The 22,457-nt window shown below is 66.6% G+C and carries 26 protein-coding genes; 17 read left to right on the top strand and 9 right to left on the bottom strand.

All coding sequences use genetic code 11. From position 1 onward, the window contains the following. Positions 1–3 precede the first annotated feature (3 nt). Both prfB and VAPA_RS19310 read right to left on the bottom strand, forming a co-directional pair. A protein-coding gene (gene prfB, locus VAPA_RS19315; RefSeq protein ID WP_155248082.1) for a peptide chain release factor 2 occupies positions 4–1,108 on the bottom strand; the annotation gives its coding sequence in 2 pieces (ribosomal slippage) (positions 4–1,026 and positions 1,028–1,108; 1,104 coding nt in all). A gap of 124 nt (positions 1,109–1,232) precedes the next feature. Continuing rightward, on the bottom strand, positions 1,233–2,051 hold the full coding sequence (locus tag VAPA_RS19310) for a MetQ/NlpA family ABC transporter substrate-binding protein (protein WP_021008444.1): 819 nt from the start codon (positions 2,049–2,051) through the stop codon (positions 1,233–1,235). Between the two features lie 239 nt (positions 2,052–2,290). On the opposite strand from VAPA_RS19310, the gene VAPA_RS19305 reads away from it, so the two are divergent. Genes VAPA_RS19305 through VAPA_RS19285 form a run of 5 tightly spaced genes read left to right on the top strand, consistent with a single transcriptional unit; the run spans position 2,291 to position 5,804 of the window. Next, positions 2,291–3,163 (top strand): methionine ABC transporter ATP-binding protein, encoded by an 873-nt coding sequence (locus tag VAPA_RS19305; protein WP_021008443.1) that lies wholly within the window; start codon positions 2,291–2,293, stop codon positions 3,161–3,163. Beyond that, positions 3,156–3,818, top strand: coding sequence for a methionine ABC transporter permease (locus tag VAPA_RS19300; RefSeq protein ID WP_015866564.1), 663 nt, complete (start codon positions 3,156–3,158; stop codon positions 3,816–3,818). Before VAPA_RS19305 ends, VAPA_RS19300 begins: the two co-directional genes overlap by 8 nt. Positions 3,819–3,851: 33 nt before the next feature. After that, positions 3,852–4,673, top strand: a complete 822-nt coding sequence (locus VAPA_RS19295) for a MetQ/NlpA family ABC transporter substrate-binding protein (RefSeq protein WP_021008442.1) — start codon at positions 3,852–3,854, stop codon at positions 4,671–4,673. Positions 4,674–4,696: 23 nt separating this feature from the next. After that, entirely contained in the window at positions 4,697–5,059 is a 363-nt protein-coding gene (locus tag VAPA_RS19290; protein ID WP_021008441.1) for a hypothetical protein, read from the top strand. A 52-nt stretch (positions 5,060–5,111) separates the two neighbouring features. Continuing rightward, on the top strand, positions 5,112–5,804 hold the full coding sequence (locus VAPA_RS19285; protein ID WP_021008440.1) for an aspartate/glutamate racemase family protein: 693 nt from the start codon (positions 5,112–5,114) through the stop codon (positions 5,802–5,804). A gap of 13 nt (positions 5,805–5,817) precedes the next feature. Here VAPA_RS19285 and VAPA_RS19280 read toward each other — a convergent pair whose 3' ends face one another. After that, complete coding sequence (locus VAPA_RS19280) at positions 5,818–6,747, bottom strand: alpha/beta fold hydrolase (protein WP_021008439.1); 930 nt, start codon at positions 6,745–6,747, stop codon at positions 5,818–5,820. A gap of 115 nt (positions 6,748–6,862) precedes the next feature. On the opposite strand from VAPA_RS19280, the gene VAPA_RS19275 reads away from it, so the two are divergent. From VAPA_RS19275 to VAPA_RS19260, 4 genes are all read left to right on the top strand, one after another. Continuing rightward, positions 6,863–7,924 (top strand): aldo/keto reductase, encoded by a 1,062-nt coding sequence (locus VAPA_RS19275; protein WP_021008438.1) that lies wholly within the window; start codon positions 6,863–6,865, stop codon positions 7,922–7,924. Further along, on the top strand, positions 7,921–8,418 hold the full coding sequence (locus tag VAPA_RS19270; protein ID WP_021008437.1) for an aminoacyl-tRNA deacylase: 498 nt from the start codon (positions 7,921–7,923) through the stop codon (positions 8,416–8,418). Before VAPA_RS19275 ends, VAPA_RS19270 begins: the two co-directional genes overlap by 4 nt. Positions 8,419–8,488: 70 nt before the next feature. Further along, on the top strand, positions 8,489–9,124 hold the full coding sequence (gene plsY / locus VAPA_RS19265; RefSeq protein WP_021008436.1) for a glycerol-3-phosphate 1-O-acyltransferase PlsY: 636 nt from the start codon (positions 8,489–8,491) through the stop codon (positions 9,122–9,124). A 5-nt stretch (positions 9,125–9,129) separates the two neighbouring features. After that, positions 9,130–9,483, top strand: coding sequence for a RidA family protein (locus tag VAPA_RS19260; RefSeq protein WP_021008435.1), 354 nt, complete (start codon positions 9,130–9,132; stop codon positions 9,481–9,483). A gap of 9 nt (positions 9,484–9,492) precedes the next feature. Here VAPA_RS19260 and VAPA_RS19255 read toward each other — a convergent pair whose 3' ends face one another. Both VAPA_RS19255 and VAPA_RS19250 read right to left on the bottom strand, forming a co-directional pair. Beyond that, positions 9,493–10,134: a retropepsin-like aspartic protease family protein gene (locus tag VAPA_RS19255; protein WP_021008434.1), complete on the bottom strand. Its 642-nt coding sequence runs from the start codon at positions 10,132–10,134 to the stop codon at positions 9,493–9,495. 7 nt (positions 10,135–10,141) lie between these two features. Beyond that, on the bottom strand, positions 10,142–10,627 hold the full coding sequence (locus VAPA_RS19250; RefSeq protein WP_015866547.1) for a YajQ family cyclic di-GMP-binding protein: 486 nt from the start codon (positions 10,625–10,627) through the stop codon (positions 10,142–10,144). Between the two features lie 44 nt (positions 10,628–10,671). On the opposite strand from VAPA_RS19250, the gene murB reads away from it, so the two are divergent. After that, positions 10,672–11,724, top strand: coding sequence for a UDP-N-acetylmuramate dehydrogenase (gene murB / locus VAPA_RS19245; protein ID WP_021008433.1), 1,053 nt, complete (start codon positions 10,672–10,674; stop codon positions 11,722–11,724). A 4-nt stretch (positions 11,725–11,728) separates the two neighbouring features. Next, a complete protein-coding gene (locus tag VAPA_RS19240; RefSeq protein ID WP_021008432.1) occupies positions 11,729–12,565 on the top strand; it encodes a glycine-rich domain-containing protein in 837 nt (278 codons plus the stop codon). 71 nt (positions 12,566–12,636) lie between these two features. Here the strand turns inward: VAPA_RS19240 and argG are convergent, their stop codons facing one another. The 4 genes from argG to VAPA_RS19220 form a co-directional block, all read right to left on the bottom strand. Continuing rightward, positions 12,637–13,977 (bottom strand): argininosuccinate synthase, encoded by a 1,341-nt coding sequence (gene argG, locus VAPA_RS19235; RefSeq protein WP_021008431.1) that lies wholly within the window; start codon positions 13,975–13,977, stop codon positions 12,637–12,639. 20 nt (positions 13,978–13,997) lie between these two features. Continuing rightward, the gene (gene ppnP, locus VAPA_RS19230; protein ID WP_021008430.1) at positions 13,998–14,324 is read right to left on the bottom strand and encodes a pyrimidine/purine nucleoside phosphorylase; all 327 of its coding nucleotides are present in this window, start codon (positions 14,322–14,324) and stop codon (positions 13,998–14,000) included. A gap of 134 nt (positions 14,325–14,458) precedes the next feature. Further along, positions 14,459–15,055: a hypothetical protein gene (locus VAPA_RS19225; protein ID WP_021008429.1), complete on the bottom strand. Its 597-nt coding sequence runs from the start codon at positions 15,053–15,055 to the stop codon at positions 14,459–14,461. Positions 15,056–15,113: 58 nt separating this feature from the next. Then, entirely contained in the window at positions 15,114–15,467 is a 354-nt protein-coding gene (locus VAPA_RS19220; RefSeq protein ID WP_080666865.1) for an ArsC family reductase, read from the bottom strand. A 57-nt stretch (positions 15,468–15,524) separates the two neighbouring features. Between VAPA_RS19220 and folC the strand changes: the two genes are divergently transcribed. The 6 genes from folC (at position 15,525) to gltX (ending at position 22,417) form a co-directional block, all read left to right on the top strand. After that, the gene (gene folC / locus VAPA_RS19215) at positions 15,525–16,832 is read left to right on the top strand and encodes a bifunctional tetrahydrofolate synthase/dihydrofolate synthase (RefSeq protein ID WP_021008427.1); all 1,308 of its coding nucleotides are present in this window, start codon (positions 15,525–15,527) and stop codon (positions 16,830–16,832) included. Between the two features lie 62 nt (positions 16,833–16,894). Next, the gene (locus VAPA_RS19210; RefSeq protein ID WP_021008426.1) at positions 16,895–17,770 is read left to right on the top strand and encodes an SPOR domain-containing protein; all 876 of its coding nucleotides are present in this window, start codon (positions 16,895–16,897) and stop codon (positions 17,768–17,770) included. An 18-nt stretch (positions 17,771–17,788) separates the two neighbouring features. After that, the gene (locus VAPA_RS19205; protein ID WP_021008425.1) at positions 17,789–18,274 is read left to right on the top strand and encodes a CvpA family protein; all 486 of its coding nucleotides are present in this window, start codon (positions 17,789–17,791) and stop codon (positions 18,272–18,274) included. 12 nt (positions 18,275–18,286) lie between these two features. After that, positions 18,287–19,789 (top strand): amidophosphoribosyltransferase, encoded by a 1,503-nt coding sequence (gene purF, locus VAPA_RS19200; protein WP_021008424.1) that lies wholly within the window; start codon positions 18,287–18,289, stop codon positions 19,787–19,789. A gap of 11 nt (positions 19,790–19,800) precedes the next feature. Next, complete coding sequence (locus VAPA_RS19195) at positions 19,801–21,021, top strand: O-succinylhomoserine sulfhydrylase (RefSeq protein WP_021008423.1); 1,221 nt, start codon at positions 19,801–19,803, stop codon at positions 21,019–21,021. Between the two features lie 7 nt (positions 21,022–21,028). Next, positions 21,029–22,417: a glutamate--tRNA ligase gene (gene gltX / locus VAPA_RS19190; protein WP_021008422.1), complete on the top strand. Its 1,389-nt coding sequence runs from the start codon at positions 21,029–21,031 to the stop codon at positions 22,415–22,417. The last annotated feature ends 40 nt before the right edge of the window (positions 22,418–22,457 follow it).

Below are 22,457 nucleotides of genomic sequence, written 5' to 3'. Positions count from 1 at the left end.
CGGTTACACGCCTTGCTTGAGAGAGGCTTCGATGAACACATCGAGGTCGCCGTCGAGCACCTTCTGCGTGGCCGAGACTTCGACGTTGGTGCGCAGGTCCTTGATGCGGCTGTTGTCCAGCACGTAGCTGCGGATCTGGTGGCCCCAGCCCACGTCGGTCTTGCTGTCCTCGAGCTTCTGCTGCTCTTCCTGGCGCTTGCGCATCTCGTGGTCGTACAGGCGCGAGCGCAGGCGCTTCCACGCCACGTCGCGGTTGCTGTGCTGGCTGCGGCCGTCCTGGCACTGCACCACGATGCCGGTGGGGATGTGCGTCAGGCGCACGGCCGAGTCGGTCTTGTTGATGTGCTGGCCGCCTGCGCCGCTGGCGCGGAAGGTGTCGGTGCGCACGTCCGAAGGGTTGATGTCGATCTCGATCGAGTCGTCGATTTCCGGGTACACGAAGATGCTGGCAAAGCTGGTGTGGCGCCCGCCCGACGAGTCGAACGGCGACTTGCGCACCAGGCGGTGCACGCCGGTCTCGGTGCGCAAGAGGCCGAAGGCGTAGTCGCCCTCGACCTTGATGGTCGCGCCCTTGATGCCCGCGGTGTCGCCCGGGGTTTCGTCTTCGATCTGCGTCTTGAAGCCCTTGCGCTCGGCGTACTTCAGGTACTGGCGCAGCAGCATGCTGGCCCAGTCGCAGGCCTCGGTGCCGCCCGCGCCGGCCTGGATGTCGACGAAGGCGTTGAGCGGATCGGCCGGGTTGTTGAACATCCGGCGGAATTCGAGCTGCTTGATGTCGGCTTCGAGCGCGGCGGCGTCATCGGCAATGGACTGCAAGCCGTCCATGTCGCCGTCTTCCTTCGACATCTCGTAGAGCTCGGTGTTGTCCGACAGGCCGCTGGTGAGGCGGTCGAGCGTGACGACCACGTCGTCGAGCGACTTTTTCTCGCGGCCCAGTTCCTGGGCCTTCTTGGGGTCGTTCCAGACGTTGGGATCTTCGAGCGATGCGTTAACCGTCCTCAGGCGTTCGGCTTTGGCATCGTAGTCAAAGATACCTCCGTAAATCCGCAGTCCGGGCGCTCAGGTCTGCAAGCGTTGCGCCGATCTGGTTGATTTGTTCTGCGTCCATGGGGTGTCCTGACTGTGTTCGGGGGAAACCCGGCATTTTCTCACGGACCGATAACCCGCCCCGGAACGGCGCTGTATTGCTCCTTCCCCTTCCGGGGGAAGGCTGGGATGGGGGCTTTCCCGGCTCAGAACGCGGGAACCAGCGAGCCCTTGAACTGCGTCTCGATGAAGCTCCTCACCTCCGGCGACTGGTAGGCCGCGACCAGCCGCCTGGCCCAGGGCTTGTCCTTGTCGGCGCGGCGCACGGCGATCAGGTTGGCATAGGGGCTCTTCGCGGCCTCCTTGATCACAGCGTCCTTGTTCAGCGACAGCCCGGCCTTCTCGGCGTAGTCGTTGTTGATGGCGGCAATGGCCAGGTCGTCGAGCGAGCGCGGGAGCTGGGCGGCATCGAGCGGCACGAGCTTGAGCTTCTTCGGGTTGCTCACCACGTCCAGCGGCGTGGCCGTGTTGTTCTTCACCGCCTCGGGCTTCAACGTGACGAGGCCGGCCGACTGCAACAGCAGCAGGGCGCGGTTGCCGTTCGACGGATCGTTCTGGATGCCGACCGCCGCGCCGTCGGGCAACTGGTCGATCGTCTTGATCTTGCGCGAGTAGAAGCCCAGCGGCGCGGTGATGGTGAGGCCCACGGGCACGATGTCGAAGCCGCGCGCCTTGTTCTGGTTGTCGAGGAAGGGCTGGTGCTGGAAGGCGTTGGCGTCCAGGTCGCCCGAGGCCAGCGCGGCATTGGGCAACTGGTAGTCGTTGAATACCACGAGCTGGATGTTCAGGCCGTCCTTGGCGGCCACCTTCTTCACCACCTCGAACACCTGCTCGGCGCTGCCGACCGAGATGCCGACCTTGACGGTGTTCCTGTTGTTGTCCTGCGCGAAAGCGGCGCTGCCGCAGAAGAGGGCGGCGGCCAGCGTGGCAAGGAAGAGGCTGCGGCGGCGAAGGGAGTTCTGCATAAATCGGGTGTGCGATCACAAAAAAAGGAAGGCGCGAATGTGGCACTGCCCGGCGCGTTTGGGAACGAACGAATGCGCATATCGATATGGCCTCGAATGGCCGTGCGTCGCATGCCTTATGCGTTTTTGCACATAAGCACGAGCCGATTTGTTCGTTCCCTTTTGACGCCTTTGTTTTCATACTCGGCCCCTTTTCGCGAACCTTTGCGGCCGGCTCCGCGCCCGCCGCTGCCTTTTTTATGAGCAACCCTCCGTCCGATGCGGGCCGCGGCAACGCGCAGCCCGTCATCCGTCTTCAATCCGTGCAGAAGTCATTCGCACTGCCCAGCGGCGAGGTGTTCGACGCCGTGCAGTCGCTCTCGCTCGACATCCGCCAGGGCGACGTGTTCGGCCTGATCGGCAAGAGCGGCGCGGGCAAGTCGACGCTGCTGCGCCTCATCAACCTGCTGGAGCGGCCCGATGCGGGCCAGGTCTTCGTGGGCGGGCGCGACCTCACCACGCTCTCGCGCCGCGAGCTGCGCGACACGCGCCAGAACATCGGCATGATCTTCCAGCAGTTCAACCTGCTGCAGAACGCCACGGTGTTCGACAACGTGGCCTTCCCGCTGAAGATCCACGGCCGGCACTCCAAGGCCGAGATCGATGCCCGCGTGCGCGAGTGCCTGGCCCTGGTGGGCCTGGCCGAGAAGATCGACACCTATCCGGCGCAGCTCTCGGGCGGGCAGAAGCAGCGCGTGGCCATTGCGCGCGCACTGGCGCCGCGGCCGCAGGTGCTGCTGTGCGACGAGCCCACCTCGGCGCTCGACACCGAAACCACGCGCGCGCTGCTCGAAACGCTGCGCGACATCAACCAGAAGATCGGCGTGACGATCGTGATCGTCACGCACGAACTCTCGGTGGTCGAGGTGCTGTGCCGCAATGTGGCCATCCTGGAGAAGGGCCGGCTGGTGGAGCAGTTCGCCGTGGTCGATGCGCCGAGCGAAGAGCGCAAGACGGCGTTGGGCCGCGAGATCGACGAGCTGGTGCGCCGCCGCGAACGCGAGGCGCGCGAACCCATCGCGCCGCGCCCGCCGTCATTGCAGCGCAGCCCGCAGGAGGTGGCCTATGTTTGAGAACATCGCCCCCATCCTCCCCGAGCTGTGGGTGGCCACCGGCCAGACCTTCATGATGCTGGCCATCGGCCTCTCGGCCGCGGTGCTGATCGGCGGGCCGCTGGGCATCCTGCTGTTTCTGCTGGGCCCGGGCCAGTCGCTCGAGAACAAGCCGGCGTTCCTGGTGCTCAACTGGATCGTGAACACCGTGCGCTCGTTTCCTTTCATCATCCTGCTGGTGGCGCTGGTGCCGTTCACGCGGGTGATCGCGGGCACTTCCATCGGCCCGCTGGCGGCCGCGGTGCCGCTGTCGTTCGCGGCCATTCCGTACTTTGCGCGGCTGGTCGACCAGTGCCTGCGCGAAGTGCCGCGTGGCGTGATCGAGGCGGCGCATGCCATGGGCGCCTCGGAGCTGCAGATCGTCTGGCGCGTGCTGGTGGTCGAGGCGCGCTCCGGATTGGTGCTCGCGCTCACGGTGCTGGCGGTGAGCTTTCTCTCGTACTCGGCAATTGCCGGCGTGGTGGGCGGCGGCGGCATCGGCGACCTGGCCATCCGCTATGGCTACTACCGCTTCCAGACCGACGTGATGGTGCTCACCGTGGCGCTGCTCGTGGTGCTGGTACAGATCCTGCAATTCGTGGGCAACACCACGGCGCGCAGGCTGGACAAGCGTTGAATTCCTTTCTTGTTCTCTTCTTTTTTTGATCCCATGAAAACCGCACTGCTGCGCCGCTCCGTCCTTGCCCTGTCCCTGGCTGCCCTGTCGTTCGGCGGCCTTTCGCTGGCACAGGCCCAGGAAGCCAAGAAGAACCTCGTGATCGGCGGTACCGCCGGCTCCAACATCGACCAGCTCAAGGTCGGCATCGTGCCCATCCTCGAGAAAAAGGGCTACAAGGTGAAGCTGGTCGAGTTCAACGACTACGTGCAGCCCAACCTCGCGCTCGCGCAAGGCTCGCTCGATGCCAACTTCTTCCAGCACCAGGTCTACCTGAAGAAGTTCTCGGCCGACCAGAAGCTCGACCTCGCCGAGCTGGTGCAGGGCCCCATTGCGCCGCTGGGCGTGTACTCCACCAAGCGCAAGACGCTGGCCGAGGTGAAAGAGGGCGACCGCTTCACGCTGCCCAACGACCCGAGCAACCTGGCCCGTGCCTTGGTGCTGCTGGAGCAGAACAAGCTCATCACCATCAAGCCCGGTGTCGATGCGCTGCGCGCGTCCGAGAAGGACGTGGCCGAGAACCCGAAGAAGCTCAAGTTCATTCCGCTCGAGGCCGCACAGCTGCCGCGCTCGCTGGGCGACACCGAGTACGCCATCGTCAACGGCAACTTCGCGATCTCGTCGGGCCTGAAGCTCAACGAAGCCGTGGTGCTCGAGAAGACGCCCGACTACTATCTGAACGTGGTGGCCGTGAAGAGCGCGGACAGGAACGCGCCCTGGGCCAAGGACATTGCCGAGGCCTACCGCTCGAAGGAATTCAAGGCCGTGGTCGACAGCAAGTTCCAGGGCTACGCCAAGCCCAGCTTCCTGCAGTAATTTTTCTCAAGCAAAGGACGCCCATGCCCGTGCTCGCTGTTTTCGATACCGAAGGAAGCTGGCGCGACACGCATGTGTGCGACGGGCGGATCACCGAGCGCCTGGCGCGGCAGGGCATTGCATGGGGCCGCGAAGACGACGCGCCGGTGGGGCAGCGGGTGCTCGACCGCGCGACGCTGTTCTACGTGCCTGCGGAAGACGGCGGCTACCTGGGCCTGCTGTTCGAAGCGGGCGAATGGGTGAGCCTGCCGGCCGGCGTGGACCATTTTGTCGATGACGCAGGGGCCGCGCCCCTGCGGCCGCTGCCCGCCGCACTGCCGAATTTCGATGCCTTCGTCGAGGAGGTGCTGATGCTCACGGGCAACGACGCCGCCGAGGAAAACTGAGTTTTCCGGGCCGGCCCGGCGCGCTCGGGCGTCGGGCTTGTAGCATGTGCGGATGACCCAGCACATCGGAATCGTCGGATGTTCCGCCGAAGGCGCGGCACTCTGCTACCAGACCATCTGCGTGGAGGGAGCCGAACTGCTCGGCCCGCATGCGCATCCCGAAGTGGCCATGCACACGCCATCGCTCGCGGACTACATGGCGCACATCTACCGCAACGACTGGCATGGCGTGGGCGAGGTGATGCTTGCCTCGGCGAGCAAGCTCGCGAAGATCGGCGCCGACTTTCTGGTCTGCCCCGACAACACGATCCACCAGGCGCTGCCTTTCATCGAGGCGCGTTCGCCGCTGCCGTGGCTGCATATTGCGGAGTGCGTGGCCGACGAGGCCGTGCAGCGCGGTTTCCGGCGCCTTGCCATCACCGGCACGCGCTGGCTGGTCGACAGCGAGGTCTATCCCGAGAAGCTGTCGGCCAGGGGGCTCGAATACGTCCGGCCCACGCCCGGGGAGCGCGAGGAGATCAACCGCATCATCATGGACGAGCTGGTCCGCGGTGTGTTCACGCCCGACGCGGTCCTGGCGTTCCGGCGCGTCATCCAGCGCATGAAGGACGACGAGGGCTGCGATGCGGTGGTGCTCGGCTGCACCGAGATTCCGCTGATCATGAACGACGTGAATTCGCCGCTGCCCACGCTCGACTCCACACGGCTTCTGGCGCGCGCGGCGCTGCGGCGCGCGGTGGCCTGAGGCGCCGGCCGGTTCAGCCGGCCAGGAACTGCTCGATCAGTCCGGCCACGCGCTGCGGCTGGTCGTGATGCAGCATGTGGCCCGCGTCGGCTACTTGCTCGATGCGCACCGAAGGCACGGACTCCAGCCGTTCGTGGAATTCAGCGAGCGTGTAGCGGTTCTTCCACCAGCCGTGCAGGCTGTCATCGGCGGCCTCGACCATCAGCGTGGGCGCCAAGATCCGCGCATAGAGCGCAAGCGTTTCGTCGACCCTGAAGATGTTCGCGTTGACGATCTTGTGCGCGGCGTCGCCGAGGATCTGCCAGCGCTCGCTGCCGTCGGCCTGCGCCTGGAGCGCCGACCAATGGCTGGCAAGCCAGTTGGCCTTGTCGGGCGTGAGGCGCGGGTTGGTCTTCATGAGCCGCCGCGCGACGCCGTCCACGGCCGAATAGCCCGCCAGCGCCATCTCGCCACGGTGCAGGCGCTTGAGTTCGTCGATCCATTGGCCATAGCGCGCGGGCGCTTCCTCGGGCTGGCGCGCCGGCATGCCGAAGCCTTCGAGGTTGACGAGGCGGCGGATTCGCTCGGGCCTCGCACCCGCATAGTGCATGGCGACATTGCCGCCCATGCTGTGGCCGACCAGGTCGACCGGCCGCGCGGCATCGCCTTCGCCCGCGTAGTGGTCGAGCAGCCATTCGAGATCGGCGAGGTAGTCGGGCAGCCAGTAGTTGTCGACACCGCCGCCGTCGGTGAGGCCGAAGCCGCGCCAGTCGGGCGCGACGATGAAGCGCTCCTCGGCCAGTGCGTCGACCACGAACTGCCACGAGGCCGCCACGTCCATCCACCCATGCAGCAGCACCAGCGGCGGCCTGCGGGGCGAGGGCTCGCCCCAGACGCGCACGTGGTAGCGGAGGTTGCGCACGGGCACGAATTCGCTGCGCGAGGGGCGGAGGGCTTGGTACATGGGCGTCGATGATAAGGAGCCCTGTGATGGGGCGCAGTCCGGCACAGGACAGCGCCCGCTCGGGTTTTCGGCTCGTGGCCAGCGCATTGCGGGGGAGGGCGGTAGCATCCCGCGCATGAAAAAAATCCAACTCGGCCAGAGCGACCTGCACGTCACCCCGATCTGCCTGGGCACCATGACCTTCGGTGAGCAGGTGGACGAGCCCACGTCCCATGCCATCCTGAGCCGCTCGCTCGAGCGCGGCGTCGATTTCATCGATACGGCCGAGATGTACTCGGTGCCCACGCGCCAGGAAACCTACAGCGTCACCGAAACCATCATCGGCAACTGGTTTGCGGCCAACCCCGGTGCGCGGCAGAAGCTCACGCTCGCCACCAAGGTGGCCGGCCCGCTGCGCAACACGCCGTGGGTGCGCGAAGGCGTGGGCATGACGGCGGCCGACATCGTGGCCTCGTGCAATGCCAGCCTGAAGCGGCTGAAGACCGACGTCATCGACCTGTACCAGATCCACTGGCCCGAGCGCCATGTACCGGCCTTCGGCAACATCTACTACGACCCGGCCAAGGAGGTCTCGCAGACCCCGATCCTGGAGCAGCTTGAAACCTTTGCGGCGCTGGTGAAGGCCGGCAAGGTGCGCGCCATCGGCCTGTCGAACGAAACGCCCTACGGTGTGCACGAGTTCGTGCGGCTGGCCGAGCAGCACGGGTTGCCGCGCGTGGCCACGGTGCAGAACGTCTACAACCTGGCGAGCCGCGGCGTCGAGAACGGCCTGGACGAGACGATGCACCGGCTGGGCGTGTCGCTGCTGGCCTATTCGCCGCTGGCCTACGGCCTGCTCACCGGCAAGTACGACAAGAGCGGCATCACCGGGCCGGATGCGCCCGAGGCCGCGCGCATCACGCGCTACGAGTCGGTGCGCAAGTTGCGCTGGGGCCGCCCCGATGCGCTGAAGGCCGCGCGCCTGTACAACCAGCTCGCGCGCGACAACGGCCTGACGCCCACGCAGCTTGCGCTGGCCTTCTGCTACACCAAGTGGCAGGTGGCAAGCACGATCATCGGTGTGACATCGGTGGCGCAACTCGACGAAGACATCGATGCCTACGGCACCACGCTCTCGCCCGAGGTGCTGGCCGAGATCGACAGGATCCGGTGGGAGATCCGGGACCCGGCGGCGTGAGCAAAAACAAAAATTCCCACGTTTCCGAAACCCCCGCGACGCAGCTGCTGCGCGCGAACAAGGTCGCCTTCACCGAGCATCCATACGAGTACCTGGAGCACGGCGGCGCCCAGCACAGCGCCGCCGTGCTGGGCTTCGACCCCTTCACGGTGGTGAAGACGCTGGTGATGCAGGACCAGGACGCCAAGCCGCTGATCGTGCTGATGCACGGCAACCGCACCGTGTCGACCAAGAACCTCGCGCGGCAGATCGGCGCCAAGTCGGTCGAGCCCTGCAAGCCCGAGGTCGCGCAGCGCCACAGCGGCTACATGGTGGGCGGCACCTCGCCGTTCGGTACGCGGCGCCAGATGCCGGTCTACATCGAGTCGACCATCCTCGAACTGCCGAGGATCGCGATCAACGGCGGGCGGCGCGGCTACCTGGTGGGCATCGACCCGCAGGCGTGCGTCGCCTTGCTGGGCGCCAAGCCGGTGCAGTGCGCGCTGGCAGAATAGCCGGCGCGACGCAGTCCGGCCCCGGCCGGCGTCGCCGAATAAGAACAACCATCCCCCGCGGAGCGCCGTCTTGAGCTTTCATCTGCCGTCCCTCATTGCCATCGTGGCCTCGTACCTGATCGGCTCGCTGTCTTTCGCGGTCATCGTGAGCAAGACGCTCGGCATGGCCGACCCGCGCAGCTACGGCAGCGGGAACCCCGGTGCCACCAATGTGCTGCGCTCGGGCAACAAGGGCGCGGCGCTGGCCACGCTGCTGCTCGATGCGCTCAAGGGCTGGCTGCCGGTGTTCCTGATCCGCCATTTCGGCGCGCAGTGGGGCCTGGGCGAGGGCGTGGCTGCGCTGGCGGGCCTGGCGGCCTTCCTGGGCCACCTCTACCCGGTGTTCTTCGGTTTCCAGGGCGGCAAGGGCGTGGCCACGGCGGCCGGCGTGCTGGTGGGCATCGCGCCCTGGCTGGGGCTGGCCACCGGCGCCACCTGGCTGATCATCGCGGTGTTCTTCCGCTATTCGTCGCTGTCGTCGCTGGTGGCGGCCTTCTTTGCACCGGCGTATTACCTGCTGGGCGGAAACATTGCGTGGCCGCTCGACCGCACGGTGCTGATTGCGATCATCATCATGAGTCTGCTGCTGTTCTGGCGGCACCGCGAAAACATCCGCCGGCTCGCGGCCGGCACGGAGTCGAAACTCGGCTCGAAGAAAAAGGCTTGAACACCATGGCATCCATTACCCGCTTCCACGTCGGCCCGCGCCTGTCCGAGACGGCCGTGCACAACGGCACCATCTACCTCGCAGGCCAGGTGCCCGACGACACCTCGCAGGACATCCGCGGCCAGACCACGCAGGTGCTGGCCATGGTCGATCGCCTGCTGGCCGAGGCCGGCAGCGACAAGTCGCGCATCCTCATGACGCAGATCTTCCTGGCCGACATCACCGACATCACGGCCATGAACGAAGTGTGGGATGCGTGGATTCCCGCCGGCAACACCCCGCCGCGCGCAACGGTGCAGGCCAAGATGGCCAATGCGGCCTACAAGATCGAGATCGTGGTCACGGCCGCCCAGGCCTGACGCGGGCGGTCAATAGCGTTTCTCTAAGACCATCTGGTCCGCGTCGCGGCGCATCGAGAAGCGGTTGATGAAGCTGTTGCCCAGCAGCACGAAGGGCATGGGTTGCGGCGAGACGATGGCGTCGATGTCGTACACCTCAACATCGCCCACGCGCACCGATTGGAGCCGCAGCCTGTAGCCAGTGGACATGCCGTTGGCAGTGCTGATCTGGATGCGCTGCCCCTTGCTGTAGTCCAGGCCGATGCGCTGGGCGTCGTCGGCCGACAAGGCGATGGACGTAGCGCCCGTGTCGAGCATGAAGGTGACGGGGCGGCCGTTGATGGCGCCCTGCGTCATGAAATGGCCGCGGCTGTCGGCCGGCAGCACGATGCGGCTGCCGCCGCCGGAGCCTCCCCCGCCTCCGATGCTGACCGGCGTATCCATGCGCAGGTTGACGCGCTTGCCCTCGAGCTCGACCACCGCCTGCTCGGCCTGCAGCGACACCAGCTTCACGCCCTGGAAAGTCTCGCCGACCGCCACGGTCTTGGGGGGCGCGCCGTTCACGATCAGGATCGCGCGGCTGCCGATGGTGCCGGTCAGCATCACGGAGCTGGCCGCATGCGCCCCGACAGCGGCAGCCAACAGCTGCGCTGCGACGACGAGGGCTTTCATTCCCGGCTCAGTCGCGGAAGTTGTTGAACGACAGCGGCATGTCGGGCACGTCTTTCTTGATGAGCGCCATGGCGGCCTGCAGGTCGTCGCGCTTGGCGCCGGTGATGCGCACCGCGTCGCCCTGGATGGCCGCCTGCACCTTGAGCTTGCTGTCCTTGATGATGCGGGTGATCTTCTTGGCCTGCTCGGATTCGATGCCGCTCTTCACCTTGATGACCTGCTTGACCTTGTCGCCGCCGATCTTCTGAACGTCGCCCTTGTCGAGGAAGCGCACGTCGACGCTGCGCTTGGTGAGCTTGGCGCGCAGGATGTCCTCGACCTGCACGAGCTGGAACTCGGCGTCGCCGATCATGGTGATTTCCTTGTCCTTGAGCTCGACGGCGGCGGCCGTGCCCTTGAAATCGAAGCGCGTTGCGATTTCCTTGGCGGTGTTTTCGACCGCATTCTTCACTTCGGGCAGATTCGGCTCGCAGACGGTATCGAAAGACGGCATGGGCTCTCCTGAATTCACGGGGTGCTGGATGCGACAATTCTCCCATGATCGTGGAGAACAACGTCCCGCTGCAGCCGTACAACAGCTTCGGCATCGTCGCGCGCGCGCAGAACCTGGTGCGCATCGCCAGCGAGGCGGACGTGGCCGAGCTGCGGGCCGACCCCCGCTGGCGCGACGCGCCCCGCTTCGTGCTGGGCGGCGGCAGCAACATCGTGCTCACCGGCGACGTCAAGCCGCTGGTGCTGAAGGTCGAGATCAAGGGGCTGCGGCTGGTCGAGGAGACTCCGCGCGCCTGGATCGTGGAGGCCGGCGCGGGCGAAATCTGGCACGACGCGGTGCAATGGATGCTCGAGCACGGCTATCCGGGCCTCGAGAACCTGGCGCTCATTCCGGGTACGGTGGGCGGCGCGCCGGTGCAGAACATCGGCGCCTACGGCGTCGAGCTGCAGGACCGGTTCGATTCGCTCGATGCCATCGACCTGGACACCGGGCGCAGTTTCACGCTCGATGCCGCGCAGTGCGCCTTCGGTTACCGCGACTCGGTGTTCAAGCACGTGCGCAGCGGGCCGAACGATTTCGGCCTGTCGGGCCGGGCGCTGATCACTCGCGTGCGCTTTCGCCTGCCCAAGCCCTGGAAGGCGGTGGTGGGCTACCTCGACCTCGAGCGCAAGATGGGGGAAACCGGCAACTTCACGCCCAGCGCCACCGACGTGTTCGACTGGGTCTGCGCCATTCGCCGCGCCAAGCTGCCCGACTGGCGGGTGCTCGGCAATGCCGGCAGCTTCTTCAAGAACCCCACGGTCACGCCCGAGCAGTGCGCCGACATCATTGCGCGCGACCCCAAGATCGTGCACTACCCGATGGACGACGGCAGCATCAAGCTCGCGGCCGGCTGGCTCATCGACGCCTGCGGCTGGAAGGGCAAGTCGGTCGGCAATGCCGGCGTCTACGAAAGGCAGGCGCTGGTGCTGGTGAACCGCGGCGGCCTCGAGAACCCGGTCACGGGCGGCGAGGTCATGACCCTGGCCAAGGCCATCCAGACCAGCGTGTACGAGCGTTTCGGCATCCGGCTGGAGCCGGAGCCGGTGGTCGTCTGACGCGGTGGATCTCGACTTTCTCCACCTGAACTACCGGCGGCGCATCGCGGCACTGGTGTGGGCGCAGCGGCTCGTCATTGTGGCGGGCATCGCCGCGGCGTTCCTGGTTCCGGCGCGCTGGTGGGCATCCGGGCTGCTGTTCATCGCGGCCTTCAGCTTTGCGGCGCTGCTGAGCCGGATCGAAATCAGCCTGCGCCGCCAGTTCATCCGCGAGGCCCGGCTGCCGCCCTTCCTGGTCGGCAAGCTGCGCGCGGCCCATCCGGGGCTCAGCCGGCGCGACGCCGAACTGGTGCTGCACGGGCTGCGCCAGTTCTTCATGGCGCACCTGCGCAGCGGCCGCAAGTTCGTCGCCATGCCGTCCAAGGTGGTCGACACGGCCTGGCACGAGTTCATCCTGCACACGCAGGGCTACCAGAACTGGTGCAAGGCGGCCTTCGGCGGCATGCTGCACCACAGCCCGGCCGAGGTGCTGGGCAAGGACCCGAAGCGCAACGACGGCCTGCGCCGCAGCTGGTACTGGGCCTGCAAGGAAGAAAGCATCGATCCGCGCACGCCGGCGCGCCTGCCGCTCTTGTTCGCGCTCGACGTGAAGTTCGGCATTCCGGGCGGCTTCGACTACGTGCCCGACTGCAAGGCGATCGACCGGCAGAGCGGTTCCGGTGCCCATTGCGGCACCAGCTTTGGCGAGTCGTCGTCGGATGGCGGCGGCGCGGGCGATGCCGGCGGCTTCGGCGGCAGCGAATCGAGCGGCAGCGGCGATGGCGGCGGGGGGGGGGACTCCTCGGGCGGCGATGGCGGCGGCTGCGGTGGTGGGTGCGGAGGAGGCGGAGGCGGCGACTGACCGACGACGCGCACGGCGCACAAATGCAAACGGGCCCCTCGGGGCCCGTTCGTCATTGGAAGCGCGTTCGCTTACTTGCGGTCGTCGTCGTTCGAGAGCTTGGGCAGCGAGGCACCCTGGCTTGCCGACAGCAGCCCGGTCTTGCTGTAGATCGCCAGCTTGTCGCGGGTGTCGATGATGTCCAGGTTGCGCATGGTCAGCTGGCCGATGCGGTCGAGCGGCGTGAAGGCGCCTTCGACCTTTTCCATGCTCAGGCGCTCGGGCTTGTAGGTCAGGTTGGCCGACTCGGTGTTGAGCAGCGAGTAGTCGTTGCCGCGGCGCAGTTCGACTGTCACTTCACCGGTGATGGCGCGTGCCACCCATCGTTGGGCGGTCTCGCGCAGCATGATGGCCTGCGGGTCGAACCAGCGGCCCTGGTAGAGCAGCCGGCCGAGCTTGCGGCCGTTGTCGCGGTACTGCTCGATGGTGTCTTCGTTGTGGATGCCGGTCACCAGCCGCTCGTAGGCGATGAACAGCAGCGCCAGGCCGGGCGCCTCGTAGATGCCGCGGCTCTTGGCTTCGATGATGCGGTTCTCGATCTGGTCGCTCATGCCCAGGCCGTGCCGGCCGCCGATGCGGTTGGCTTCCAGGATGAGCTCGACCAGGTCGGGGTATTCCTTGCCGTTGAGGGCGACCGGGCGGCCTTCCTCGAAGCGGACCCGGACCTCTTCACGCTTGACTTCGACCTCGTCCTTCCAGAAGGCGACGCCCATGATCGGGTTGACGATCTTGATGCCGCTGTTCAGGTGCTCCAGGTCCTTCGCCTCGTGGGTGGCGCCCAGCATGTTGGAGTCGGTCGAGTAGGCCTTCTCGGCCGACATCTTGTAGCCGAAACCGGCGGCCGTCATGAAGGCCGACATCTCGGCGCGGCCGCCCAGCTCGTCGATGAAGAGCTGGTCGAGCCAGGGCTTGTAGATCTTCAGCGCCGGGTTGGTGAGCAGGCCGTAGCGGTAGAAGCGCTCGATATCGTTGCCCTTGTAGGTGCTGCCGTCGCCCCAGATGTGGACGTCGTCTTCCTTCATTGCGCTGACCAGCATCGTGCCGGTGACGGCGCGGCCCAGGGGCGTGGTGTTGAAGTAGGTGACGCCCGCGGTGGTGACGTGGAAGGCGCCGGCCTGCAGCGCGGCGATGCCTTCGGCGGCCAGCTGGCTGCGGCAGTCGATCAGCCGGGCCTTCTCGGCGCCGTATTGCATCGCCTTGCGCGGGATCTCGTCGTAGTCGGGCTCATCGGGCTGGCCGAGGTTGGCGGTGTAGGCGTAGGGAATCGCGCCCTTGTTGCGCATCCAGTGGAGCGCCGCGCTGGTGTCCAGGCCGCCCGAAAAGGCAATGCCGACCTTCTGGCCGGCGGGAACGTTTTGGAGAATGGTCGACATATGGGTGTCCGGTTCGCGGTTCAGCCGAAATGGCAGATGTAGCTGTAGGGCTCGCCGGTCACCCGGATCTGGAAGCTCGAATTGCCCGGCACGCTGAACTTCTGCCCGGCGCCCGATGCCACCCATTCGCTGGAGCCCGACAACAGGTATTCGCAGCTGCCGGCCGTGCCTTCCATGATTTCAGGGGCGCCGGTATTGAAAGTGAGGGTGGACGGCAGGATCACGCCGACCGATTTCTTCGTGCCGTCGGCCAGCGTGAGGCTGTGGCTCACGCACTTGCCGTCGAAATACACATTGGCCTTGGTCGCCACTGCGGCGCTGTTGAGAGTGTCGGTAGTCGTCGTCATTGGATGGCGCCGGCGCATGCGCGGTCGGCTTGTCGAGGACGCGCCACCGCGGCGGCGCACCCCTTGGGGGTTGGAAAAGTCCTCGATTTTAGGGCTTGGCCGGCACAGGCAGCCCGGCTGCCGCATCGGGCGGCTCAGCGCCAGTGGCGGTAGCCGTATCCGCCGTATCCGCGATAGCCGCCCCAGCCCCTCGAGTACCCCAGGTTCAGCGAAATGCCGACCGGCGGGTATGCATAGGGATAGGTGTAGGCGGGCTGCACGTAGACAGGCGGCGCATAGACCGGTGCCGCCGGCGCGTCGGAGACCACCACGCCGGGTTCGGGAACGACGTTGTCCCAAGGCGAGCCTGGCTGCGAGTATTGCGGGGGCTGCTGGTACTGCTGGTATGGCTGGTATTGCTGGTATTGCTGGTATTGCTGGCCGTTGTCGGCTTCGACCGGGTAGGGCTGCAGTTGCGCCTGGGGCGCGACCGGTGCCGTCGTCACGCCGTAGGCGCTGGCCTGGATCGCGATGGTGGCGCCCGGGCGGCTGTTGGTGCGGGTCGTGTACTGGCGGCCGTTGTATTCGTAGGTGACGTTGTAGCTGACGTCGCTGCCGGTCGTTTCGCGGATCGGAGTCGCGGAAATCACCCGGGCCTGGACCACTTGCTGGGCCTGCACGACGCTGGCGCCTGTCGCCAGCAAGCCGGCCACGGAAAGACCCGCAAGGGTGCGAAAAACGTGCTTGTTCATGGTGTTCTCTCCTGCAGATCGAGGTTGGAGGCCGGCCAGCGAGACAGGGTTCCGGCATTTACACAGCGTTCACAGCCCAGGCTTCGGCGTCGAACCCCGTCGTAACGCCGGTTTTCGGACCCCAGTTGACCACGGGCCGCTTGATCAGGCTGGGGTTGGCCAGCAGCGCCGCACGGGCGGAAGCCGCGTCGACCACCGCGTTGCGGGTGGCTTCGTCGAGCTTGCGCCAGGTGGTGCCCCGGCGGTTGACCAGCGCCTCCCAGCCGGGCTTCTTCAGCCACTGGTCGAGTTCGGCCTCGGGCACGCCCTGTTTCTTGAAATCGTGGAAGGTGTAGGCGACGCCGTGGTCGTCGAGCCAGGTGCGGGCGCGCTTGACGGTGTCGCAATTCGGGATGCCGTAGAGGGTTGTCATGGACGCCAATGATGCCGATAAAACGTGGGGCGCCGCGCGCTTTCCGGGTCGGCGACAATGCCGGGCTCCATGGAAACCCTTAACGACTGGCTCGCACGCGCTGAGCAACTCCATCCGAAGAACATCGAGCTCGGCCTCGACCGCGCCAAGGAAATGGCCGCCCGGATGGGCCTGCGCTTCGACTGCCCGGTGATCACCGTGGCCGGCACCAATGGCAAGGGCTCGACCTGCGCCATGCTCGAATCGATCCTCACGCACGCCGGCTACCGCACGGCGGTTTTCACGTCGCCGCACCTGGTGCGCTTCGAGGAACGGCTGCGGCTGGCGGGCGAAGCGGTCGATGCTTCAAAATTGATAGCAAATTTCGAGGCGGTGGAGGTGGCGCGGGGCGACATGCCCCTGACGTACTTCGAGTTCACCACCCTGGGCATCCTGCGCTGCATGATCGAGGAGAAGCCGGACGTGGCCATTCTCGAGGTCGGGCTCGGAGGCCGGCTTGATGCGGTCAACATCATCGACACCGACTGCGCGGTCATCACCAGCATCGACCTCGACCACATGGACTACCTCGGGCCCGACCGCGAAAGCATCGGCTTCGAGAAGGCCGGCGTCATGCGCGCGGGCAAGCCCGCCATCGTGAGCGACCCGATGCCGCCACAAAGCGTGATCGACCATGCGGCAGCCATCGGCGCCGACCTCTGGCGCTTCGGGCACGATTTCAACGTGTCAGGGGACAAGCAGCAGTGGGGCTGGTCGGGCCGCGGCCGGCGCTACAGCGGGCTGGCCTATCCGGCACTGCGCGGCGCCAACCAGCTGCTCAATGCCGCGGGCGTGCTCGCGGCGCTGGAGGCGCTGCGGCCCCGGTTGCCGATCACCGCGCAGGCGGTGCGCACGGGGCTCGCCATGGTCGAGCTGCCCGGCCGCTTCCAGATCGTTCCGGGCGAGCCTACGCTGGTGCTCGACGTGGCGCACAACGCCCACGCGGTCGCGGCGCTGGCCGAGAACCTCGATGCGATGGGTTTCTACCCCACCACGCACGGCGTGTTCGGCGTCATGGCCGACAAGGACCTGGCCCCGATCCTCGCGCGCATCGGCCCGATGATCGACCGCTGGTACTTCACCGACCTGCCGACGCCGCGCGCCGCCAAGGCCGGCGATCTGCTCGCGAGCTGGCAGGCGCAAAACACGCGCACCGACGTCTCGGGCAGCGTGCATGCAGACCCGATGGAAGCGCTGCGTGCAGCCATCGAGCACGCGGACCCCGCTGATAGAATCGTGGTCTTCGGATCGTTCTTCACCGTGGGTGGCGTGCTGGAGCATGGCACTCCGCGGCTGCAAGCCAAACACCTGCTGCCCGGCGGCTGATCGCCGGCCCGTCCGCACCATCAGGCACACACCTCGCTGCACTCCTTCAGGGATCGAACTTCATGGCGTTTTTCAAGTTCCGCACGCGCGGCCCACAAGGCAACGAAGGACGCAACGCACCGGCAGCCGTCCCCGCGGAAAGTGTCGAAACCATGCGTCGCCGTGCGCGCCACCGGCTGGTGGGCGCGGCGGTCCTGGTGCTGCTTGGCGTGATCGGATTTCCGCTGCTGTTCGACACCCAGCCGCGCCCGGTCGCGGTCGATATTCCGATCGAGATTCCCGACCGCAACAAGGTCAAGCCATTGCCCGTGCCCGCAACGCCGGCACCCGCCGCACCGGCGACCGGCGCTGCCGACCCCGGCGCCCGCGTGGCGGCAGCGCCGTCCACCGGCGGCGGCGGCATGATCACCGAGAGCGCCGACGGCACCGAAATAACCGATCCCGGCAAGCCGGCGGCCAGCACGCCTGCGGCCGAGACCCGGCCCGCGGCCGAGGCCAAGCCGGAGCGCAAGCCCGAGCCCAAGCCGGAACCGAAGCCCGAGCCCAAACCCGAGCCGAAGCCCAAGCCCGAGGCCAAGCCGGAAGCCAAACCCGAACCCAAGCCCGCGGCCCCCAAGCCGGCTTCGGCCGACGACGGCAACCGCGCGCGCGCCTTGCTCGAGGGCAAGCCGTCCAACACCAGCACCAAGCCCGCCGCAGCCGAAGACGGCGGCCGCTTCGTGGTGCAGGTCGGCGCCTTTGCCGATGCGGACAAGGCGCGCGAAGTGCGGCAGAAACTCGAGAAGGCGGGCCTCAAGACCTATGTGCACGTGGCAAAGACCGCCGATGGCGAGCGCACGCGCGTGCGTGTCGGCCCGTTCGGCTCACGCGCCGAGGCGGACAAGGCCGCCGAGAAGGTCAAGGGCTTGTCTTTGTCGGCAGCCATCCTCACGTTGTAGTAGCCATCGCCCGCCGCTGTGGCCCTGCTCGACTGGATCGCCGTCACGCTCGTCGTCGTGTCGATGCTGTTCGGCCTCATGCGGGGCCTGGTGTTCGAGGTGATTTCGCTGGCGGGCTGGGTGGCGGCATTCATTGCCGCCCAGTGGCTGGCGTCGGATGTGGCGGCCTGGCTGCCGTTCGGCGACCCGCAGGCCACCTGGCGCTATCCGCTGGCCTTCGTGCTGGTGTTCGTCGGGGTGGCGTTCAGCGTGGGCCTGGTGGCGGCGCTGACGCGAAAGCTGATTGCGGCTGTCGGCCTCAGGCCGGTGGACCGGATATTGGGTGGGGCCTTCGGAGCGGCGCGGGGTGCGGTTGCCCTGCTCGTGCTGGCGGTCATTGTTCATTTGCTGGCGTTGAGCGACAGTGCCTGGTGGCACGAATCGCACAGCGCCAATGTTCTCGATGCGGCATTGCAGGGCCTGAAACCCGCGCTGCCTGAAAAGTTGGCAAGCTACCTGCCCTGAGAGGAATCGTTCATGTGTGGAATCGTCGGCGTTGTCAGCAACGCACCCGTCAATCAGCTGCTCTATGACGCCTTGCTGCTGCTGCAGCACCGCGGCCAGGATGCGGCCGGCATCGTCACCCTGCTGGAGCGCAAGTTCTTCATGCACAAGGCCAAGGGCATGGTGCGCGACGTGTTCCGCACGCGCAACATGCGCGCGCTGCCGGGCAACGTGGGCCTGGGCCAGGTGCGCTACCCGACGGCGGGCAATGCCTACAGCGAGGAAGAGGCGCAGCCCTTCTACGTGAACGCGCCCTTCGGCATCGTGCTGGTGCACAACGGCAACCTGACCAACGCGCACGCGCTGCGCTCGGAGCTGTTCTCCACCGACCACCGCCACACCAACACCGAGAGCGATTCGGAAGTGCTGCTCAACGTGCTGGCCCACGAGATCGAGCGTTCCTCGCGCGGCGTGCCGTTGCATCCGGCCGAGGTGTTCGCTGCCGTCAAGAACGTCTACAAGCGCCTGCGTGGCTCGTACGCCGTGGTCTCGCTGATCGCCGGCCATGGCCTGCTGGCCTTCCGCGACCCCTACGGCATCCGTCCGCTGTGTATGGGCCGCAGCGCCGACGGCACCGTCATGGTGGCCAGCGAATCGGTCGCGCTCGAAGGCTCGGGCCACGTGTTCGAGCGCAACATCGAGCCGGGCGAAGCCGTGTTCATCGACCTCGAAGGCAACGTGCACTCGATGCAGTGCGCCGAAGGGGCGTCGCTCAACCCGTGCATCTTCGAGTTCGTGTATCTCGCGCGTCCAGACTCGGTGCTCGACGGCATCTCGGTCTACCAGGCGCGCTTGAACCTCGGCGAAACGCTGGCCAAGCGCGTGGTCTCGACCGTGCCGCCAAACCAGATCGACGTGATCATCCCCATCCCCGAATCGAGCCGCCCGAGCGCCACGCAGCTCGCGCACTTGCTGGGCATTCCGTACCGCGAAGGCTTCGTGAAGAACCGCTACGTGGGCCGCACCTTCATCATGCCGGGGCAGGGCGTGCGCAAGAAGTCGGTGCGCCAGAAGCTCAACGTGATTGCCAGCGAGTTCAAGGGCCGCAACGTGCTCTTGGTCGACGACTCCATCGTGCGCGGTACCACCAGCCGCGAGATCGTGCAGATGGCCCGCGACGCCGGCGCGCGCAAGGTCTATCTGGCCAGCGCGGCGCCGCCCGTGCGCTACCCCAACGTCTATGGCATCGACATGCCCACCAAGGACGAACTGGTGGCGCACGACCGCACGGTCGAGCAGATCCGCGAGCTGATCGGCTGCGATGCGCTGATCTACCAGGACGTCGATGCCATGAAGCGCGCCATCGGCTCGCTCAACCCCAAGCTCGACGGCTTCGATGCGTCCTGCTTCGACGGCGTGTACGTGACCGGCGACATCGACACCGAAGCCATCTCGCGCATGAACGGCAACCGTCCCCGCGTCGAAGAGACCGAAGAAGATTCTTCGCGCCTGGCGCTTCCCAACCACAGCGAGTGAGAGCCGAAGAAGTGACCGATGAACGAACCCTCCCGCCCGGACTGCACCGCGACACGCTCGCGCTGCGCACCGGCCTGGCGCCCAGCCAGCACGGCGAGCACTCCGAAGCGCTGTTCCTGACCAGCGGCTTCGTGCAGCCCGACGCCGAGACCTCGGCGCGCCGCTTTGCCGGTACCGAAGCGGGCTTTACCTACTCGCGCACGTCCAACCCCACCGTCACCAGCTTCGAGCAGCGCCTGGCGGCGCTCGAAGGCACGGAAGCCGCCATCGGCGCCTCCACCGGCATGGGTGCGATCCTCATGATGTGCATGGGCCTGCTGAAGGCCGGCGACCACGTGGTCTGCTCGCGCTCGGTGTTCGGCTCCACGCTCAACCTGTTCGGCAAGGAGTTTGCCAAGTTTGGCGTCGAGACCACCTTCGTCTCGCAGACCGACGTGGCCGAATGGCGCGCGGCCCTGAAGTCCAACACCAGGCTGCTGTTCGCCGAAACGCCGACCAATCCGCTGACCGAGGTGTGCGACATCCGGGCGCTGGCCGACCTGGCGCATGGCGCCGGTGCGCTGCTCGCGGTCGACAACTGCTTCTGCACGCCGGCGCTGCAGCGTCCGACCGAACTGGGCGCCGACCTCATCATTCATTCGGGCACCAAGTACCTCGACGGCCAGGGCCGCGTGATGGCCGGCGCGATCTGCGGCCCCTCGAAGCTCATCGTCGACGTGTTCGGCCCGGTGGTGCGCACCGCCGGCATGGCGCTCTCGCCGTTCAATGCATGGGTGGTGCTCAAGGGCCTCGAGACGCTCGGCATCCGCATGCAGGCGCAGTGCGCCAATGCGCTGGCTGTCGCGCAGTGGCTCGAAACGCAGCCCGGCATCGCACGCGTCTACTACCCCGGCCTGGCCTCGCACGCCCAGCACGAACTGGCTATGCGCCAGCAGTCGGGGCAGGGCGGGGCGGTGGTGTCGTTCGACGTGGTCGGCAACGATCCGGAAACCGCGCGCGCCAATGCCTTCCACGTGATCAACAGCACGCGCGTGGTGAGCATCGCCACCAACCTCGGCGACACCAAGACCATCATCACGCACCCCGGCACCACCTCGCACGGCCGCCTGACCGAAGCGCAGCGCCAGGCCGCCGGCATCAGCCAGGGGCTCATCCGCCTCGCGGTCGGCCTGGAGCACATCGACGACATCAAGGCTGACCTGCTTCGTGGCCTCGGCACCCTGAAATCCTGATTGATCCATGACCGGCAAAGTTCGCACCCGCATCGCTCCGTCTCCCACCGGCTTCCTTCACCTGGGCACGGCCCGCACCGCGCTCTACTCGTGGGCCTATGCACGCCATCACGGCGGAGAGTTCGTGCTGCGCATCGAGGACACCGACGTGGCCCGTTCCACGCAGGACTCGACCGACCAGATCCTCGCCTCGATGCACTGGCTCGGCCTCGACTATGACGAAGGCCCGATCTACCAGATGCAGCGCCTCGAGCGCTACCGCGAAGTCATCGCGCAGATGCTCGCATCCGGCACGGCCTATCACTGCTACTGCACGCCGGCCGAGCTCGACGAAATGCGCGAGGCGCAGCGCGCGCGCGGCGAGAAGACCCTGTACGACCGCCGCTGGCGCCCCGAGCCCGGCAAGGTGCTGCCGCCCGTGCCCGAAGGCGTGCCGCCGGTGGTGCGCTTTTGCAATCCGCCCGAAGGCGACGTGACGTGGAACGACCTCGTCAAGGGCGAGATCACCATCAACAACCGCGAGATTGACGACCTCATCATCCTGCGGCCCGACGGTGTGCCGACCTACAACTTCGCGGTGGTGGTCGACGACTGGGACATGGCCATCACCCATGTGTTTCGCGGCGACGAGCACATCAACAACACGCCGTGGCAGATCAACATCTTCCGCGCGCTCGGCGCGCCGCTGCCGCAGTTCGGCCATGTGCCGGTCATCCTGGGCGATGACGGGCAGAAGCTCTCGAAGCGCCGCGGCGCCGTGAGCGTCACCGCCTATGAAGAGAATGGCTACCTGCCCGAAGCCATGCTCAACTATCTGGCGCGCCTGGGCTGGAGCCACGGCGACGATGAACTTTTCACGCGCGAGCAGATGGTGAGCTGGTTCGATGGCTCGCACCTGTCGAAGAGCCCCGCCCAGTGGGACGCCGCGAAGCTGGCATGGGTGAACGCGCAATACATCAAGACCAAGCCCGACGATGCGCTTGCGCCGCTCGTGGCGGCGCAGTTGCAAAAGCGCGGCATCGCCGCCGACGAGCGCCTGCCTGCCATCTGCGCACTTTTCAAGGACCGCTGCGAAACCACGGTCGCGCTGGCCGACTGGGCCGCCGCGTTCTACGCGGACGTGACGCCGAGCGAAGCCGATCTCGCGCAGCACGTTGCTGATGCAGTGAAGCCCGTCATCGCAACGCTCGCCGAGAAGCTCGCGAGCGTGGCGTGGGAAAAAGTTTCGATCGCTGCGGCCATCAAGGAAGTCTTGGCCGAGCATTCGGTGAAAATGCCCGTGTTGGCCATGCCGGTTCGCGTCCTCCTGATGGGTACACCACAGACGCCATCCCTCGATTCGGTGCTCGCGATCTTTTCTCGTGAAAAAGTTATCGAGCGTTTGAAAAGGGCCTGATTTTTCGGTCTATAATTTGAGGCTTGACAGCGACACAGGG

It is taken from the genome of Variovorax paradoxus B4 (assembly GCF_000463015.1).
GTDB lineage: Bacteria > Pseudomonadota > Gammaproteobacteria > Burkholderiales > Burkholderiaceae_C > Variovorax > Variovorax paradoxus_E.
Note: the sequence above shows the minus strand (reverse complement) of the source record. Positions and strands in the feature narration are given on the sequence as shown.